The following is a 15426-nucleotide window of genomic DNA, read 5'->3' as shown; positions in this document are numbered from 1 at the left end:
GCCGCGCGAAGCGTATAGCGGCGCCATGTCCAATCCGCCTGACACTACCGCCGCGCCGGCCGAGCCGATCCCCGAATGCCCGCATTGCCAGAAGCCGATGCCGCTCTGCATTTGCGACAGCGTCACGCCGATCGAGAACCGGCTCTCGCTCCTGATCCTCCAGCATCCGCAGGAGCAGGACAGGGCGCTCGGCACGGCGCGGCTGCTGGCCAGGCATTTTGCCGATGCAACGGTGCGGGTTGGCCTGTCCTGGCCGAGCCTGTCCAAGGCGCTGGGACGGCCGGTCGAGAACGCCTCGCACTGGGCGGTGCTCTATCTCGGCTCGGCACGCGCGGCTGATCTCGATGCCGAAGGTGAGATCGTCGCGCTCAACCGCAAGGGCGAGGTCGCGGAGAACCAGCGCGCGATCCTCGGCAAGCTCGAAGGCGTGGTCCTGCTCGACGGTACCTGGAGCCAGGCCAAGGCGCTGTGGTGGCGCAATCCCTGGATGCTGAAATGCCAGCGCGTGATCCTCAATCCGGCACGTCCCTCTCGCTACGGGCGCTTGCGCAAAGAGCCGCGCCGCGACGGCCTCGCGACCATCGAAGCCGCCGCGACGATCCTCGCCGCCCTCGAGCGGCGCCCTGATATCGCCGAGACGCTTCATGCCAGTTTCGAGCGGATGCTGGCTCGCTACCGCGAGGTCCAGGCCGAGATGCCGGAACTGGCACCCAAGCCTGCGCCCAAGGGCCGCCGGCGCGACTTCCGACGCGGCAAGCGCGCCTGATTTCGGCTGGACATTTCGCTGTGCTACCCGCGGGCCGTGGGGTTGCCTAAGCCATTGATCCCCTATATTGGTCCGCCCTTACGAGGCCACGTGGCGGAGTGGTTACGCAACGGTCTGCAAAACCGTGTACACCAGTTCAATTCTGGTCGTGGCCTCCATCACAAGTCTCTGATTTTCCGCAAAATTTGGACTTATAGGCGGTTCCGCCGAGCCGCAGCTCCAGTGAGCCACCGGGTTTGCCCGGGGGCTTGGCGGAAAGGTGCGATTCAGGTCCTCTGGCATAGACTTCGCATCTGCGAAAAGACGCATCCAAACCCTGGAGCTGGAGAGCACGTGGGCGACGTCGTTCGATTTGTCCCGAAATCCGAGCTGGAGCGGGCCCGCCTCATTGCTGAGGCGCGCGCGATCTATGACAGCATCTTCCCGCCGGCTGCACCCGACCGGGCGCCGCAGCAGGGCGAGGAACGCGTCAAGACTTGATCGGGGCTGCGCCGGTCCCCGGCGCTCGGTCATGCCGAACCGCCCGAAAGGCGGACGCATCGGTTCACTTCAAGTGGCCTCAGCAGGCCGCGTACCAGTCGTCGGGGAAGGGCAGGAGGGGCCAGGCGCCCTCGTTGTCATTGGCAGCCTTGTTATTGGCAGCCTTGGGCGTCGTGTCGAAACTCCACGAGCGGGGCACGTATTGCTCCACCGGCACGGGCGCGAAATCCTCAAAGACCATGGCGTCCCGGACAGCATCCAGCAGCAGATTAAATTCGGCTTCGCTCATCACACCCTCGCAGAACGCGGACGGCGCAATGTCGCAAAGCCGGTTTGTTTCCGGATTGACCCGATCGTTCGCATTTTAACGATGCGGCGATCGGGACCCGAATGGTTAGCGATTCCTGAAAATCCCCGGGGCAACCCTATGTGCCCGCCGCCGCGCAGCGGGCGTGAAGGAGATCACATTCCCCGCGGTTTATTTCTCGTAACCCCTTTTGCACCGTACGGCCAATGCAGGCCGGAGCGGGCAGTGCAGAGCGGGAGACTGGTCATGAAGGCGAGGTTCTTGCGGTTTGCGGGCGTGAAGAGCCGGGCGCGGGGCGCCTCGACGGTCGGGCTGTTCCTGACGCTGTTTGCCTCTGCGGCCCATGCACAGGGAACGGCGGAGCAGCGGCGGGCCTGTACGCCCGACGTCTACCGGCTCTGCGCCGGCGAGATCCCCAACGTCCGCGCCATCACCGCCTGCCTGCGCCGCAACCGCGCCAGCCTCAGCGAGGCCTGCCGATCCGTGTTCGACCAGGCGGGTGGCTAAACGGCCCGGCTTGTGGGCTTGTGCGCAGCAAGTGCCTCGCAGGGGCTCGCGAATCCGTCACAGGCACCCTGTGGATATGCTGTGGATTTGCTGCGGATGCTGGACGTGGATGCTTCGTACCGTCGTCGGATCTTGGTCGGCAATAGTCATATCTCCGTCAAATGAGCGCACCGAATGATTCGGCGATCTGGCAGATCGCTGCGGCGGCCAGAGCTCCTCGCAACGGCGCGTCGAGAGAATGACGGCTTACCGGAACTCCACTGCATTCGTCTCAAATTTCAACCGAAGCGTGCATCAAATCTTGATCGGCCGTCCGCTAGGGATGATCGGCCGCCTTGAACGCAGGCCCTCGTCGTCGCGACTAACCGACAGAGTGCATAGGGATCAGCAGAACGTGACCGAGCTTCCTCTTCCTAAAGCACCAAAATGGTGCTTTAGTGCTTTCCATGAGCCAATCGCCCCGAAACGCGCCGTCCGCACTGCGTTACCGGCTTGCCCCTGACCCGGCCGCCAAGGCCGCCATCGAGGCGACATTCCAGGCCTATGACCGCATGATGGAAATCCTCGACGAGGTGGCGCGGATCCACAATGTGGGTTCCAATGTGGTCCTGCTCCATGCCCATGCCTATGAGCCGATCCGCAAACAGACGGCGCTGCCTTCGCGGCTGGTGACGTTGGGGCTGCGCGACCGCGCGGAGTATCGCGCCGCGCAAGGGCGCCGCCTGCCGCTCGACGACAAGCTCGCGAAGATCAAGGGGCCCGCCACCATTTCGATTGCGACCGTGCAAGGGCGCTTCAGCGTGCCCTTCGACTACGCCGGCTATGCCGAGGGCTGGGGACAGAGCGTGCCGGCGCGCCTCATCCGCACCGACGACGGTTTCGAAGTTCACTACGGCGTCACGCCGAACAGCCTGCCAGAGGAGGAGAACGCCATGGATACCATCGCTGCCGCTCCCGACAATTTCCTGTCCCGAGTCGGGCGCCTGATTGCCGGGATCGCGTACGATGCGATCGAGCAGGCGGAGGGCAAGAACAAGCTGAAGGTGGTCGGACAGGCCATCCGCGAGATCGAGCGCGCCGAGACCGAAGCGCGCGATGCGCTCGCCGCTGCCCGGGCCGAGGAATATCGCCTCAACGCGCGCCGCAGCGAGATCGAGCGGGCGATGACCGATCTGACCGCCAAGATCGAGGCCGCGATCGCAGACGGGCGCGATGATCTCGCCCGCGCCGGCATCGCGCGGCAAATGGACCTGGAGGCGCAGTTCGAGGTGCTCTCTCGCGCCATCGACGAGAACAACGAGAAGATCGAGCAATGCGTCACATCGCTCCGCGCGGTGCTGTCGGCGCTCCAGGATGCCGAGCAGCGCCGCGCCGATCTCGAAAAGAGCGAGGCACAGGCCAGCCCACAGACATCGACGTCGTCGCGGAAATCCGGCGGCACCTCCGCTGCCGCGAAGGCGCTGCGGGCGGGCAGGGCAGTGGCACGGGCCACCGGCGTGCCGCCGGGAATTCCTTATTCGAGCGACATCGACGAGCTGAGCACGCTCCATCGCGACAAGGAAATTGCAGCGAGGCTGGCCCGGTTGAAGTCGGGCGGCTGAGTGCGGTGTCATGAGCGCTCTGCTCGAACACGTCATGGCGCCTGAGGTCAGGCCGTTCGCGATTGCGGCGGCCATGATCGTCATCGTCGGCTCGGTCGAGGTGATCTCGATGCTGATCGGGGCCTCCTTGAGCGAGATGCTGGGCACCAACATCGATTTTGCTCACCCCAGCGACAACGGCGTGCTCAACGCCATCTCCTGGATCAATGTCGGCGGCGTGCCGCTCTTGATCTTCCTGCTGCTGCTGCTCGGCGCCTTCTCCATCACCGGATTCCTGATCCAGGACCTCGCGCGAATGGTTGCGGGTCCCTTACCGGCGACGGTCGCCTCGGTCGGGGCCGTCGTGGTGTCGGTTCCGCTTGTGCGCGCCGCCAGCAGGACCATCGCGCGGGTCATTCCCAAGGACGAAAGCTACGTCGTCGGCCTCGGCGATCTGGTCGGCCGCATCGGGGAGGTCGTCGTTGGCCCGCTCGACCAGGGGCCGCCCGGCCGCGTCAGCGTCGCCGACATCCACGGCAACCGCCATTTCGTCTCGGCGGTCGCGGCGCCGCAATCGGGACCTTTGCCCCAGGGAACCATGGTCCTCCTGGTCGACCGCGATGGCACGCGCTTCGTCGCGGTGAAGGCCGACGATGAACTCAAGCCGTCCAACCCCACTCTAAGCAATTAGCAAGTCCCACAGCGGAGAACGTCATGTTCGACATCGCAGTCCCGGCCGTGATCGGCGTCGCGCTGATCGTCGTCCTGGGGATCGTCTTCACCATTCTCTACAAGCGCGCTACCCGCGACGAGGCCTTCGTGCGCACCGGGCTCGGCGGCAAGAAGATCGTGCTCGACGGCGGCGCCATGATCCTGCCGATCTTCCACTCCTATGCCAGCGTCAATCTGAAGACGCTGCGCCTCACCGTCGAGCGCAAGGAGCGGGAATCCCTCATCACCAAGGATCGCCTGCGCGTCGACATCGTTGCCGAGTTCTACGTCCGCGTCCGTCCCGACGAGGAGAGCATTGCGCTTGCAAGCCAGACGCTGGGCGCGCTGACCAACGATGCCGAGGCGCTGCGCAACCAGGTCGAGGCGAAATTCGTCGACGGCCTGCGCTCGGTCGCCGCGACCATGAGTATCCTGGAGCTCCAGGAGAAGCGCTCGGACTTCGTCAAGCACGTGCAGTCCACGGTCGAGTCTGACGTGAAGTCGAACGGGCTCGAGCTGGAATCGGTGTCGCTGACCAAGCTCGACCAGACCGACGTCAAATTCTTCAACCCGGAGAACTTCTTCGACGCCGAGGGTCTGACCCAGCTCAAGACGGTCACCGAAACCCGCCGCCGCGATCGAAACGCGATCGTGCGCGATAACGAGGTGGCGATCGCGCAAAAGGACCTCGAGGCGCGCCAGCAGACCCTCGGGATCGAGCGGACCAAGAAGGAAGCCGAGCTGTCGCAGGAGCGCGACATCGCCAACAAGACGGCGAGCACCCGCGCCGAGGTCGCGACCGCGACGCAGACGGCGCGTCTGACCGAGGAGAACGCTCGCATCGACACCGATCGTGCGGTTGCCGAGAAGGAGGCGGGTGCCAAGCAGGTCAAGGAAACCGCGGTGATCGAGTCGGAGCTGGCGATCAACAAGCGCAAGACCGACGCCCAGCGCGAGATCCAGATCGCGACGCAGGAGAACGAGATCCAGATCGCGGCGAAGAGCAAGGAGACGTCGGAAGCCGTCGCCGAAGCCAAGACCGCCGAGGCGCTGGCCGTCTCCGCGGAGGAAAAGGTCGTCACCGCGCGCGCCATCGAGGTCGCCGATCGTGCCCGCCTGACCCAGGTGCTGGCCGCACGCACCGAGGCCGAACGCAAATCGACCGAGCTGATCGTCGCGGCCGAGGCCGAGAAGAAGGCCTCGCTCGATCGCGCCGAAGCCGTCAAGACGCTGGCCACCGCCGAAGCCGAATCCAACAAGATCAAGGCGGTCGGCGTTCGCAACATCGGCGAGGCGGAAGCCGCCGTCATCACCATGAAGAACGAGGCGCAGAACAAGCTCGGCAACAACGTCATCGATTTCGAGATCGCCAAGAAGCGGATCGAGACCATGCCGTCCGCGCTGGCGGAGATGGTGAAGCCGATCGCGAATCTCAAGGATGTCCGCATCCTGCACACCGGCGGCGCGTTCGGCGGCAACGGTGCGAGCGGAGGTAATGTCGGCTTCGGCGAAGGTCTGGCCGGCGAGCTGCTCAAGGTCCATGCGCTGCGTCCGATGATCGACGAAATCCTGCGCCAGAGCGGCTTTGCGCCGGACGAGGATCCGGTGAAGGCGCTGGTCGGCGCCGTGACCGGAAAGAGCAACGGCGCGGCCGTGCCGGCGCCGCTGCCGGAGAAAACAAACGCCGCCGAACTATGAATGCCGGTTCATTGCTGCGGAGAATTCGAAGCGATAAACAGGCGGGGCGCGTCTCGCGTCGCGCGAACGTTCCGGAGCGCGGATCGATCGTGTCTTGAATCGGTCGATCTCGCTCCGGACGAGTCTTGAGGCAACGTTTTGTTTGCCACGGCGCCTGCGTCGATCGACATCGGGCGCCGAGACCTGTTTCGATCGGAGAATTTCACAATGAAGCATTTTCTGTCCGGATTGATCGCGATCGCCCTTTCGATCGCCGCCGCGCCGTCGCTTGCGGCCGATGCCCGCAACGTCACCGTGGTCAACGAGACCGGCTATGCCATCAAGTTCCTGGGCTTCAACGCGCCGGATGACGGGCTGGACGAGTGGGAGAACGAGCTCGACAAGGTGTTGCAGAACCAGGCCAGCACTTATGTCGAGTTCGACGACGACGATGAAGGCTGCGTCTGGAACATCCGGGTCGACTGGAAGAACTATGACGAGTCGGTGCTGTGGAAGAACGTCAATCTCTGCAAGCTCACCGCGCTCCGCTTGCGCTACGACCCCGGCACCAAGACCACCTCGTTCCTGGCGGAATAATCCTCGCCCGGTCCCGGCCGGAGGAGCGGCCATTCCAGCTCCCTCCGAGCGCGTTGCGGATGATGACGAATTCGTCCTTTGCAAGCGCAAGCGGCTTTGTTATACGCAGCCGCGCGCGAACGAACGGTTCGCCCTTTTCCTCGGTAGCTCAGCGGTAGAGCATCCGACTGTTAATCGGATGGTCGCTGGTTCGAATCCAGCCCGGGGAGCCATCAGGCTGTTTCCAAGCCTTTCAAAACACTCCAGAACTAAGCAAGCCCTAGGGGTAAGCCACTGAAAAATCAGGGGTTTCAACGTCTCGTTCTGTTCTGCCACTTCCGCCGTGGTCCGGAGCGGCTGGGGATATGGAGGGGGTAGGGGCCTTGTACCCCCAAATTGCCCCTCGGGATCCCCCCAAATTCCGGCGACGGCGTTGGAATAAAGTTCCAAAAGGCACTCTCTGATCGGGTCGTCCTGAGCGCCAAGTCCGAATCGAAGGAATGAAAGCCGGCCGATACCTCCAGAGCCCCTGGCCCTCTTGGTCGTGACCAGAAAGAACAGGCCGCCGGGCGGAGCGGCCGATATAGCTCGGCCGTACCCGCCATTAGCCTCCAGACGGGCACAGCAATCGAGATCATGGGCTTTGCCGTCGGTCGGAGCTATGTCGAGATCAATCCGTTCGTCGGCGTCAACTTCACGACTGCTGGCTCAGGTCCAGCACCGGGGCATTCTCACTCGCGGGCGGTGGACCGCGCAATCTGCGCCGAGACGCAACTGGCAGCGCGCCTGTTGCCGATCTCGTTAGGTGACCGATCGCCTGGCTTGATCTGGATCAAGCCTCCTCGGCGGGCCGCCCCGCTAGCTTTTCAGCAGCGGTCCGTCGGCTTGGAGGCAACGACCCTTGAAAACGCTTCGCCAGCTTCTGTCCGCGGAGGACATTGTCCAACTCGTGATCCGGCTGGGCTTGCTCGGGCTGCTGATCTTTTGGACATTTCTCGTCCTCCGGCCGTTCGTGCCGATCCTGAGCTGGAGCGCCGTGTTGGCGGTGGCATTTCATCCCGTCTTCGCCTGGCTCGCCCAACGCCTCGGTGGCCGTCCCCGGACAGCCTCAGCCGTTCTCACCCTGATCACGCTGGGCATCGTCATCGGTCCCGCCGCGTGGCTCGGCCTCAGTGCAGTCGAAGGAATCCGGGACCTTGCGGCCCAGATCGGCAGTGGCGATCTCGCGCTCCAGGCCGCACCGGAGCAGATCAGGAGCTGGCCGTTGATCGGTCCTCAGCTCTACGCGATCTGGAACGAGGCCTACACGAACATCCGTGCGGCGCTGCGCGAGGTGGCGCCGTACTTGAAACCGCTCGCCGGAGTGATGCTGTCGTTTGCCGGTGACACCGGAATTGGCATGCTCCAATTCCTGCTGTCGGTGATCGTCGCGGGCTTTCTGCTCCCGCACGGCGCGCAGCTCGTCGCCGCGCTGCGCGGCTTCCTGTTGCGCGTCGTGCCCGGCCGGAGCGAGCACTTTCTCGAGCTCGCCGGCGCAACCATACGCGCCGTCGCGCAGGGCATTATCGGCGTCGCTATCCTTCAGGCCTTGCTGGCGGGCATCGGCTTCAAGCTCGCAGAGATCCCAAGCGCGGGACTGCTCGCGGTCGTCGTGCTCTTGCTGTCGATTGTCCAAATCGGCGCCGGCCCCGTTCTTTTCCCCGTGCTGGTCTGGATATGGGTGGACAAGGACGTGACCGTCGCCCTGCTCTTGACTGTCTATCTGGTCGTCGTCGGTCTGCTCGACAACGTGCTGAAGCCGCTCCTCATGGGGCGGGGCCTGACGACGCCGACGCTGGTCATCCTGATCGGGGTCATTGGTGGTACGCTCGCGCATGGAATCATCGGACTGTTCATTGGGCCGATCATCCTGTCGGTGGCCTGGGAGCTCGCGACCGCATGGACAGGAATCGACCGCGCTGCGTCAGCGCGGGTCGATCAGGAAACCGTTGTCGCAAAGGAAACCATCGAGGCACGCTTGGCCTAGGCTAAAATGAGGTGTGTTTCACCCCGATGATGCTCCAATTCCTTGTCGGCACGCTCGTCAGCGTGATCAATATCGGAATCCACGCGCTCGTGACGGTGGTCGCCGTCACGGTGGCCCGCAGTGCCGTCCCGCGCCATACCAAGCGGCCGCGATTGCACCTCATGAGCGTCATGATCACGATCGCCGTCGTGTTGAAGTTCGCCCACATGATCGAAATTCTGATGTGGGCGGCGACCTATCATATCGTGCACGCGGCGACCGCCGACGCGGACATGCTCTACTTCGCGTTCGTCAACTACACCACGCTCGGCTACGGCGACATCACGCCGGTGCCCGAATGGCGGCTGATTGGCCCGCTGACCGCCATGAACGGCGTTCTTCTGTTCGGCTGGTCCGCCGCCATCCTGTTCGAGGTTTTGCTCAGGACGCTCGACCATCTCGGGCTCACGGAAAAACCCGGCGCGGACCTGCCGGGCACCTGAGCCGCGGCGATCGCGACCATCGCGGATCGCGAACCGGCATTTCGCCGGTTCACGGCTGCAGATCGAGGCCTGCGAGCTGGTGCCGGTCGAGGAGCACGATCTGGCGCTGAGTGTTGCCGATGAAGCCGAGGACGCCGAGTTCATGCAGCCGCGACAAAGCCCGCGAGACGGTCTCCAGCGTCAGGCCGAGATAGTCGGCGATGTCGCGTCGGGACATCGGAAGCGCCATGACGCCGGCAGCCGTCAGGCGCTTGTCCATTTCGAGCAGGAATGCGGCGACGCGCTCCAGGGAGGTCTTGCGGCCGAGCAGCAGCATGTGGTCTTCAGCATGCTGGAGGTTGTTCGTGGTCATGCTGAGCAGATTTCTGGCCACCATGGCATCGCTCTCGGCCACCGTTTCCAGGCTTTGGCGTTTGATCAGCCGCACCGTGGTGTCGACGATGGCTTCCGTCGTGAAGCGGTGCTCGCTGCCGTTCTCGAGCCCGAAAATGTCGCCGACGAGGTGAAATGCGCCGATCTGCCTGCGCCCGTCCGACAGCAGCTTGTAGCTACGCACCGCGCCGGATTTGACCTGGTAGACATACTCGGCCGGCTCCTTCTCGCCGTAGATCTCGGAGCCTTTTCGGTAGGAAAATTCGCTTAAATTGACCAGGGCATTTGAATGAGATGCCATGCCGAGGTCGCGGAGGGTATTGGGACGCAGCGTGGAATCCGTCGTGATGCGAACGAACATAGGCCAACTCCTCAGCTTTCCGCCGAATTGGTCTGTCAGACGAAATACTTTGCCGGAAATGCGCCGCGCTATCCCACTCCCGCCGAAGTTGATTTTCGGCCAAGGAAGTATTCTTATCCATTGTCCCAAGGTTCAGTGTACCAAAGGACAGCACTGGTGATTGCTGCGCTGGATGAGAATCCTCCACCGCAGGGAAGATGCGACATATTGCGAAGCAGATATTCCGACCTTCAAACGAGAAAATCGCTTTGAAGAACGACAAGGACGTCGAGCGTCCTGATCAAGTTGGGCGAGAGGTAGGAAGTTGCCAGGCCTTGTTCACGTTGTTGACGACGACGAGTCGTTTCGGACCGCGATCGAGCGCCGGCTAAAGCTCGCGGGATACGAGGTCGCGACCTACGCCTCGGCGCTGGAGCTCCTGGACTCGGCGCCGGATGACGGGCAGGCGGGATGTATCCTGCTCGACGTGCGGATTCCGGGCCTGAGCGGTCCCGACCTGCAGGCGCGGTTGGCTGCGGCGGGGTCGATGCTGCCCATCGTCTTCCTGACCGGTCATGCCGACACGCCGACGACCGTGCGCGCGATCAAGGCAGGTGCGGAAGACTTCCTGACCAAACCGATATCCTCCGAGCAGTTGCTCGATGCGATCGAGCGTGCGCTGGCCAGTCAGCGGACTGCGCGGGCTCAGGCCAGCAGGCTGGATGCGTTTCGTGGCCATTTCGCCACGCTGACCCAGCGCGAGCGACAGGTGTTCGATCTGATCGTGCGCGGCCGGATCAACAAGCAGATCGCGCATGAGCTGGGCACCACCGAGCGCACCGTGAAGGCGCACCGCCATCAAGTGATGGAGAAGATGCAGGTTCGCTCGCTGGCGGAACTCGTTTCGATCGCAGAGCGTCTCGGAATGCTCGATCCGGACGAACGCTGACGGCTCCGGAAAGAGCGAGGTTCCCTCGACGTGCCTGTCCCAAAGGACAATGCCAAGGCGTGTTGACAGTGCGCGACGCGCTATGTGCAATAATGCACATACGCACACGCGAGAGCGCGGAGCTGTCGTATCCGATATCCCACTGTCGTGTTCCGGAAAGGCCATCGCTTTGCTCCTGCGCGAGTCCGTCTTCGTTGTCGATGACGATCCGTCCATGCGTACCAGCATGGACAGGCTGCTGCGAGGATACGGCTTCGCCACAACCCTGTTCGACACGGGAGGGGCCTTGCTCGATCATGGCAGGTTCCATACCGCGATCTGCATCATCCTCGACATCGATCTGGGTGCAAGGTCCGGCATCGAGGTGCGGCGAAGCCTGGCCGAGAAGGGCATCGAAGCACCCGTGATCTATGTCACCGGCAATGACAGCCCGGCAAACCGCTCGGCCGCGATTGCCTCGGGCTGCATCGCCTATCTCATCAAGCCGTTTGCGGCGCAGTCTTTGATCCAATCGGTCCAGCGCGCCCGCGTCTTGTAGCTCCACGACGGCCGTCATTCTTCGACATATTGCTCGAGTATCCTGGTCGGCGCCCCCTTATGGGCGGAACCGAATTGCGCGAGCGGAATCGAAGTCGTCACGGCAAGAAGATTGGAGTCGACGAGTTCGAGCAGAAGCGTTTGACCGTTTTCCATCTCCGAGATGATTTTTGGCGTCACGACGTCCGCCGCGACGCATAAATTGGTGAGACACCAGGTATAAGGAATGCGGAACGCGGCGCCATGGTCGACGGCCAGTTTCGGTGGTTGCTGCAGGTACATTCCGACCGGCACGAAAAGTTGCAGGCGGGCGGTGGGCGCGTCCTCCCGCTCGATCAGATCAATGCGCACGGCTGTTTGCCCGGTCGCGAACCGGCCAGTGATCGAGGTTCGGCAGAGGGTGGGCGCGCCGCCGGCCTTGAAGCACAATTTCTGCCAGCTGCCATAGCTGATGTCGCTGGCGTCGCGCTGGCCGCGTGTTGCGACCTCGGAGGACTTTTCCGCCTGCGCCGCCTTGAGCGAAGCGACAGCCAAGACCGTCGCGACTCCGGCGGCTGCAACCATCAGGAGACCAGAGAGACAATCAAAAGTACGGGCCATCGCTGCAACTCCGAGATCCGGACTCAGTTCTGCGCGTCGAGAAACTTCGCCACCAACGGCGACCAGAGCGGAACCGCGTCCGGCGAACCGAGGAGGAAATGTCCCTCGTTGCCGAACGGGGGCATCAGGTGATATTCGGCCCGGCCGCCGGCGCCGATGAAGGCAGCGTGCATGCGCTTCGATAGGTCGGGACCGAAATACGTGTCATTCCCGGTGTAGATCCACAGCATCGGCACGCGCGATGTACGGCCGAAATCGGCGGTGGCCTCGACCAGTCGGTCGGGCGCGCAATTGTTGTTCGGCTTGCCGTCGACGCGTCCGCCGCGGCCTCCGGCAAAGACGATGATGGCCTTCACCTGTGGCGGGTTCACGCTCGAAAGGGCGATCGAGGCCCAGCCGCCGGCAGACTGGCCGACCACGATCACGTCCTTCGGGATGATCCGCTTCTCGGCGGCCAGATAGTCAATGATCCAGAGATCGACCTGGGCGACCGCGAGGCCGGCATCACGGAAATTGGGATTGGCGCACTTCCCGATTTTCGAGAAGAACGGGCCGAACATTCCGCGTTCGGGGATGTCGATTGCCTGCGCGCCATAACCGCTGCCCACCGGGGCCACCACGAGATAGCCGCGCCTCGCAAACCATTTGGCGGCGTCGCGAAATTCGACCAGAGGGAAAAGGCTGCGCTGGGTCGCGTCGAGCGAGACACCGTGATTCATGATGACGAGCGGGAACGGACCATCGCCGACCGGGCGCACCAGATAGGCGAACATCGGCAGCGGCAGGGGCAGCGCCCAGATTTCCTCCTGGATGCGGACCTCGTCCGCGGCGTGCGTGGGCGATGCGGCCACGAAAAGGCTGAGCAAGGTGATCGCGAAAAAATGGAGCAATGCAGGTCCGCGTCGCATCCGGGCCTCCCTCAACCTGAATAGGTTGCGGCCACGACGATCGGGCCGAGCACCGTGAGGACGACATTGCCGACCGCGTAGGGGACGGCGACGCCGAGCACCGGCGTCTGGCTCTCGGCAACGTCGCAGGCGCCGGTGACGGCGGCATCGACCGTCATGGCGCCGGCGAGCGCACCGCAGGTCACGACCGGATTCATGCGCAGCAGATAATAGGCAACCAGCGTTCCCACCGTCATCGGGACCAGCGTGACGACGATGCCCATGCCGACCAGCAACAGACCGTGCGCCTGGATCGCCGACCAGGCGGCAAGGCCGTTGCCGAGTCCGATCGCCGCGATGAAGCCGCCGAGGCCGATGTCGCTCAGGGTCTGCTGCGCCGCGGGCGGCATTGCGCCGATGCCCGGCCTGCGCGAACGCAACCAACCGCAGACGAGCCCGGCGATCAGCGCGCCGCCGCCGCCACCGAGTGTCAATGCGACAGTGCCGATTTTGAAGCTGGCAAGGCCGGCCAGAAGACCCACTGCGATGCCGGCAGCGAGAAAGGCGATGTCCGTGCGGTCGCTCGTATTCAGAGCGTGTCCCACTGGCGCCGTTGCCCGCGCGATATTGCCGGTGCTGCCGACCAGCGTCATGACGTCGCCGAGATAGACGCGCGTATCGGGACCGAGCGGCACTTCCCGCCCCATGCGCGTCAGCGCACGCAGGAATACACCGCGTGCATTGTCGCCGAGCCGATCAACGATTTCGCGCAGTGAGCGGCCGTGCAGCTGGCGGTTTTCAACGAGCACTTCGATCACATTGCCGGGCAGGTTGCGCAGCAGTTCCCCCGCGTCGATCTCGGCCCCGAGGATCGGCTTGGCCGCGACGATCACGGCGGTCGGACCGGCGATGACGATGTCGTCGCCGGCCTCGAGCACGGCGTCCTGCTGCGGCTTGATGTCGGCCCCGCTGCGCACGATCCGCTCTACGACCGTGCGGCCGCCGATCTCCGCCTCGATAGCACCGATGGTACGACCTGCGCCGGCCGAGACGCGATAGGCGCGGGCCTGGAATTTGCGATAGGACAGGTTTTCCGTCTTTGGCGGCGTACCGCCGGCGAGCTCCGCCTCGAGCTTCTTCGCCTCCGCCTTCAGATCGATCCGCATCAGCCGCGGCGCGACGAATGGCACGAACAGGAGCGTCAGGATGTAGCCGAGCACGTAGGTCACCGCATAGCCCGCCGCGATGTTGGCTTCCTGCTGCTTCAGCACGTCGCTCGGCAGGCCGAGCTGCGCCAGCGCGCCGGATGCGGTGCCGATCACCGAGGATTGCGTCAGCGCTCCTGCCGTCAGTCCTGCCGCTGTCCCCGTATCCAACGTGAAGACACGCGCGAAGATGAGCACGAGCGCGAGCCCCGTGGCGCCGATCACCAACGCCAGCACGACCTGTGCCAAGGTCCGCACGCTCAGCGAGGCGAAGAATTCCGGTCCAGAACGGTAACCGATCGTAAAGACGAACAGGCTGAACAGGATCGCCCGGAGGATCGGCGGGAACGTGAAGCTCCCGAGTTGTCCGATCAGCACGGCGACGATCAGGATGCAGGCGGTGGTTCCGATCGAGAAGCCGCGAATCCTGATGCGGCCGAGGATGGTGCCGATCGCGATCGCGAGCAGCAGGAAAATTTCCGGTGCGGTGGCGATGATCCACCTGACGGTTTCCATGGCATTCCCCCGGCGCTTTGGAGCGATTTGATTGGCGGCGGCCGGATGTTGCTTGATCCAGATCAAGCCTTCGCGGCGACGTGGCGGCGGCTATGACGCGATGGAATGTTCGCGAAAGCCCATATTGCCGTCATGAGTACCCTGAACGTCACAACCGGTGCGATCCGCCGCGACGAGACAGTCGAGATCGTCCTGCTGCTCGCCTTTGTCGGCGGCTATATCGACGCCTATACCTGGATCATCCACGGCGTGTTGGCGAATGCCCAGACCGCCAACCTGATCTTCCTGTGGATTCACGCGATGGCGGGCAACTGGGCGAAGGCGTTGCACTTCGTGCCGCCAATCCTGGCGTTCGCGGTCGGCATCGTGCTCGCAGCCTGGCTGCGCCGCGCAACGGGCGAGCGGGCCAGCGCGGTCAGTACGTTGATCGAGATCCTGCTGTTGATAGCGATCGGCATCTTGCACAATAGGTTGCCCGATTTGGCTGGAACGCTCGGTATTTCCGCCGTGGCAGCGATGCAGGCCGCAATGTTCGTCAAGGTCGAAGGCACAGTGTGCAGCACGGTGATGATCACCAGCAACATGCGTCAGGCCATCGAGAACGTCTTCGCAGTCGCAGCAGGCGGCGCACCACTCGGAACGCTGCGCCGCTCGGGCATTTTCATCGCGTTGTGCGTCGTGTTCGGCTTCGGTGCCGCCGCCGGAGCCTTTGCAACCAAGAGCGTCCCCGATCTCGCGCTGGGCCTGCCGGTCGTCGCGCTGTTGATCGTGCTGCTGCGCTGCGAAGCGCTACGTTCGCAGGAGGGGAGATGAGCGCGCCAATGATCAGGTGAGCGTCGCACAACGAACGGTGATCTTTTCGTGTTGCGCTGCGAACGGCACGGCGTCGGCCCGCAGAATGCACGCGA

Annotated in this window: 17 protein-coding genes and 2 tRNA genes; 14 read left to right on the top strand and 5 right to left on the bottom strand. The window is 63.8% G+C overall.

All coding sequences use genetic code 11. The features are described 5' to 3' along the window. The first annotated feature begins 25 nt into the window (after positions 1-25). The 3 genes from I6F21_RS18835 (at position 26) to I6F21_RS18825 (ending at position 1246) form a co-directional block, all read left to right on the top strand. Positions 26-766, top strand: a complete 741-nt coding sequence (locus I6F21_RS18835; protein WP_225140794.1) for a tRNA-uridine aminocarboxypropyltransferase — start codon at positions 26-28, stop codon at positions 764-766. An 84-nt stretch (positions 767-850) separates the two neighbouring features. Then, positions 851-924: transfer RNA gene (locus I6F21_RS18830), tRNA-Cys, on the top strand. Between the two features lie 175 nt (positions 925-1099). Next, positions 1100-1246 carry a hypothetical protein gene (locus I6F21_RS18825; RefSeq protein ID WP_167361661.1) on the top strand — a complete coding sequence of 49 codons (147 nt, stop codon included), beginning with the start codon at positions 1100-1102 and terminating at the stop codon, positions 1244-1246. A 79-nt stretch (positions 1247-1325) separates the two neighbouring features. Here I6F21_RS18825 and I6F21_RS18820 read toward each other — a convergent pair whose 3' ends face one another. Then, on the bottom strand, positions 1326-1535 hold the full coding sequence (locus tag I6F21_RS18820) for a hypothetical protein (RefSeq protein WP_036027983.1): 210 nt from the start codon (positions 1533-1535) through the stop codon (positions 1326-1328). Positions 1536-1799: 264 nt separating this feature from the next. Here I6F21_RS18820 and I6F21_RS18815 point away from each other — a divergent pair, with 264 nt between their 5' ends. The 8 genes from I6F21_RS18815 (at position 1800) to I6F21_RS18780 (ending at position 9112) form a co-directional block, all read left to right on the top strand. Beyond that, a complete protein-coding gene (locus I6F21_RS18815) occupies positions 1800-2060 on the top strand; it encodes a hypothetical protein (RefSeq protein WP_025036239.1) in 261 nt (86 codons plus the stop codon). Positions 2061-2497: 437 nt separating this feature from the next. Beyond that, entirely contained in the window at positions 2498-3661 is a 1164-nt protein-coding gene (locus tag I6F21_RS18810; RefSeq protein WP_109143810.1) for a PspA/IM30 family protein, read from the top strand. A 10-nt stretch (positions 3662-3671) separates the two neighbouring features. Next, positions 3672-4331 carry an OB-fold-containig protein gene (locus I6F21_RS18805; protein WP_225140796.1) on the top strand — a complete coding sequence of 220 codons (660 nt, stop codon included), beginning with the start codon at positions 3672-3674 and terminating at the stop codon, positions 4329-4331. A 23-nt stretch (positions 4332-4354) separates the two neighbouring features. Next, positions 4355-6049, top strand: coding sequence for a flotillin domain-containing protein (locus tag I6F21_RS18800; RefSeq protein ID WP_225140798.1), 1695 nt, complete (start codon positions 4355-4357; stop codon positions 6047-6049). Between the two features lie 207 nt (positions 6050-6256). Further along, positions 6257-6625, top strand: coding sequence for a hypothetical protein (locus I6F21_RS18795; protein WP_036027987.1), 369 nt, complete (start codon positions 6257-6259; stop codon positions 6623-6625). Positions 6626-6762: 137 nt separating this feature from the next. After that, a tRNA-Asn gene (locus tag I6F21_RS18790) sits at positions 6763-6837 on the top strand. Between the two features lie 716 nt (positions 6838-7553). After that, the gene (locus I6F21_RS18785; RefSeq protein WP_225140800.1) at positions 7554-8630 is read left to right on the top strand and encodes an AI-2E family transporter; all 1077 of its coding nucleotides are present in this window, start codon (positions 7554-7556) and stop codon (positions 8628-8630) included. A 26-nt stretch (positions 8631-8656) separates the two neighbouring features. Beyond that, on the top strand, positions 8657-9112 hold the full coding sequence (locus I6F21_RS18780; protein ID WP_225140802.1) for a potassium channel family protein: 456 nt from the start codon (positions 8657-8659) through the stop codon (positions 9110-9112). Positions 9113-9161: 49 nt separating this feature from the next. On the opposite strand, the gene I6F21_RS18775 is transcribed toward I6F21_RS18780, so the two are convergent. Continuing rightward, positions 9162-9845 (bottom strand): helix-turn-helix domain-containing protein, encoded by a 684-nt coding sequence (locus tag I6F21_RS18775; protein ID WP_035999457.1) that lies wholly within the window; start codon positions 9843-9845, stop codon positions 9162-9164. 304 nt (positions 9846-10149) lie between these two features. Here I6F21_RS18775 and I6F21_RS18770 point away from each other — a divergent pair, with 304 nt between their 5' ends. Beyond that, positions 10150-10773 carry a response regulator gene (locus I6F21_RS18770; protein WP_057029165.1) on the top strand — a complete coding sequence of 208 codons (624 nt, stop codon included), beginning with the start codon at positions 10150-10152 and terminating at the stop codon, positions 10771-10773. A 169-nt stretch (positions 10774-10942) separates the two neighbouring features. Further along, positions 10943-11311 carry a response regulator gene (locus I6F21_RS18765; RefSeq protein WP_225140804.1) on the top strand — a complete coding sequence of 123 codons (369 nt, stop codon included), beginning with the start codon at positions 10943-10945 and terminating at the stop codon, positions 11309-11311. A gap of 14 nt (positions 11312-11325) precedes the next feature. On the opposite strand, the gene I6F21_RS18760 is transcribed toward I6F21_RS18765, so the two are convergent. Genes I6F21_RS18760 through I6F21_RS18750 form a run of 3 tightly spaced genes read right to left on the bottom strand, consistent with a single transcriptional unit; the run spans position 11326 to position 14518 of the window. Beyond that, positions 11326-11910: an invasion associated locus B family protein gene (locus I6F21_RS18760; protein WP_225140806.1), complete on the bottom strand. Its 585-nt coding sequence runs from the start codon at positions 11908-11910 to the stop codon at positions 11326-11328. A 23-nt stretch (positions 11911-11933) separates the two neighbouring features. Further along, positions 11934-12818: a dienelactone hydrolase family protein gene (locus I6F21_RS18755; protein ID WP_035999446.1), complete on the bottom strand. Its 885-nt coding sequence runs from the start codon at positions 12816-12818 to the stop codon at positions 11934-11936. 11 nt (positions 12819-12829) lie between these two features. Continuing rightward, positions 12830-14518, bottom strand: coding sequence for a transporter (locus I6F21_RS18750; RefSeq protein WP_035999483.1), 1689 nt, complete (start codon positions 14516-14518; stop codon positions 12830-12832). Between the two features lie 132 nt (positions 14519-14650). Between I6F21_RS18750 and I6F21_RS18745 the strand changes: the two genes are divergently transcribed. Beyond that, complete coding sequence (locus tag I6F21_RS18745; RefSeq protein WP_035999481.1) at positions 14651-15331, top strand: YoaK family protein; 681 nt, start codon at positions 14651-14653, stop codon at positions 15329-15331. Positions 15332-15426 lie beyond the last annotated feature (95 nt).

Origin of the sequence: Bradyrhizobium sp. NBAIM03 (genome assembly GCF_020194055.1) — a bacterium.
In the GTDB taxonomy this organism is placed as follows: Bacteria; Pseudomonadota; Alphaproteobacteria; order Rhizobiales; family Xanthobacteraceae; genus Bradyrhizobium; species Bradyrhizobium yuanmingense.
This window is presented reverse-complemented; position numbering and strand designations above follow the sequence as displayed.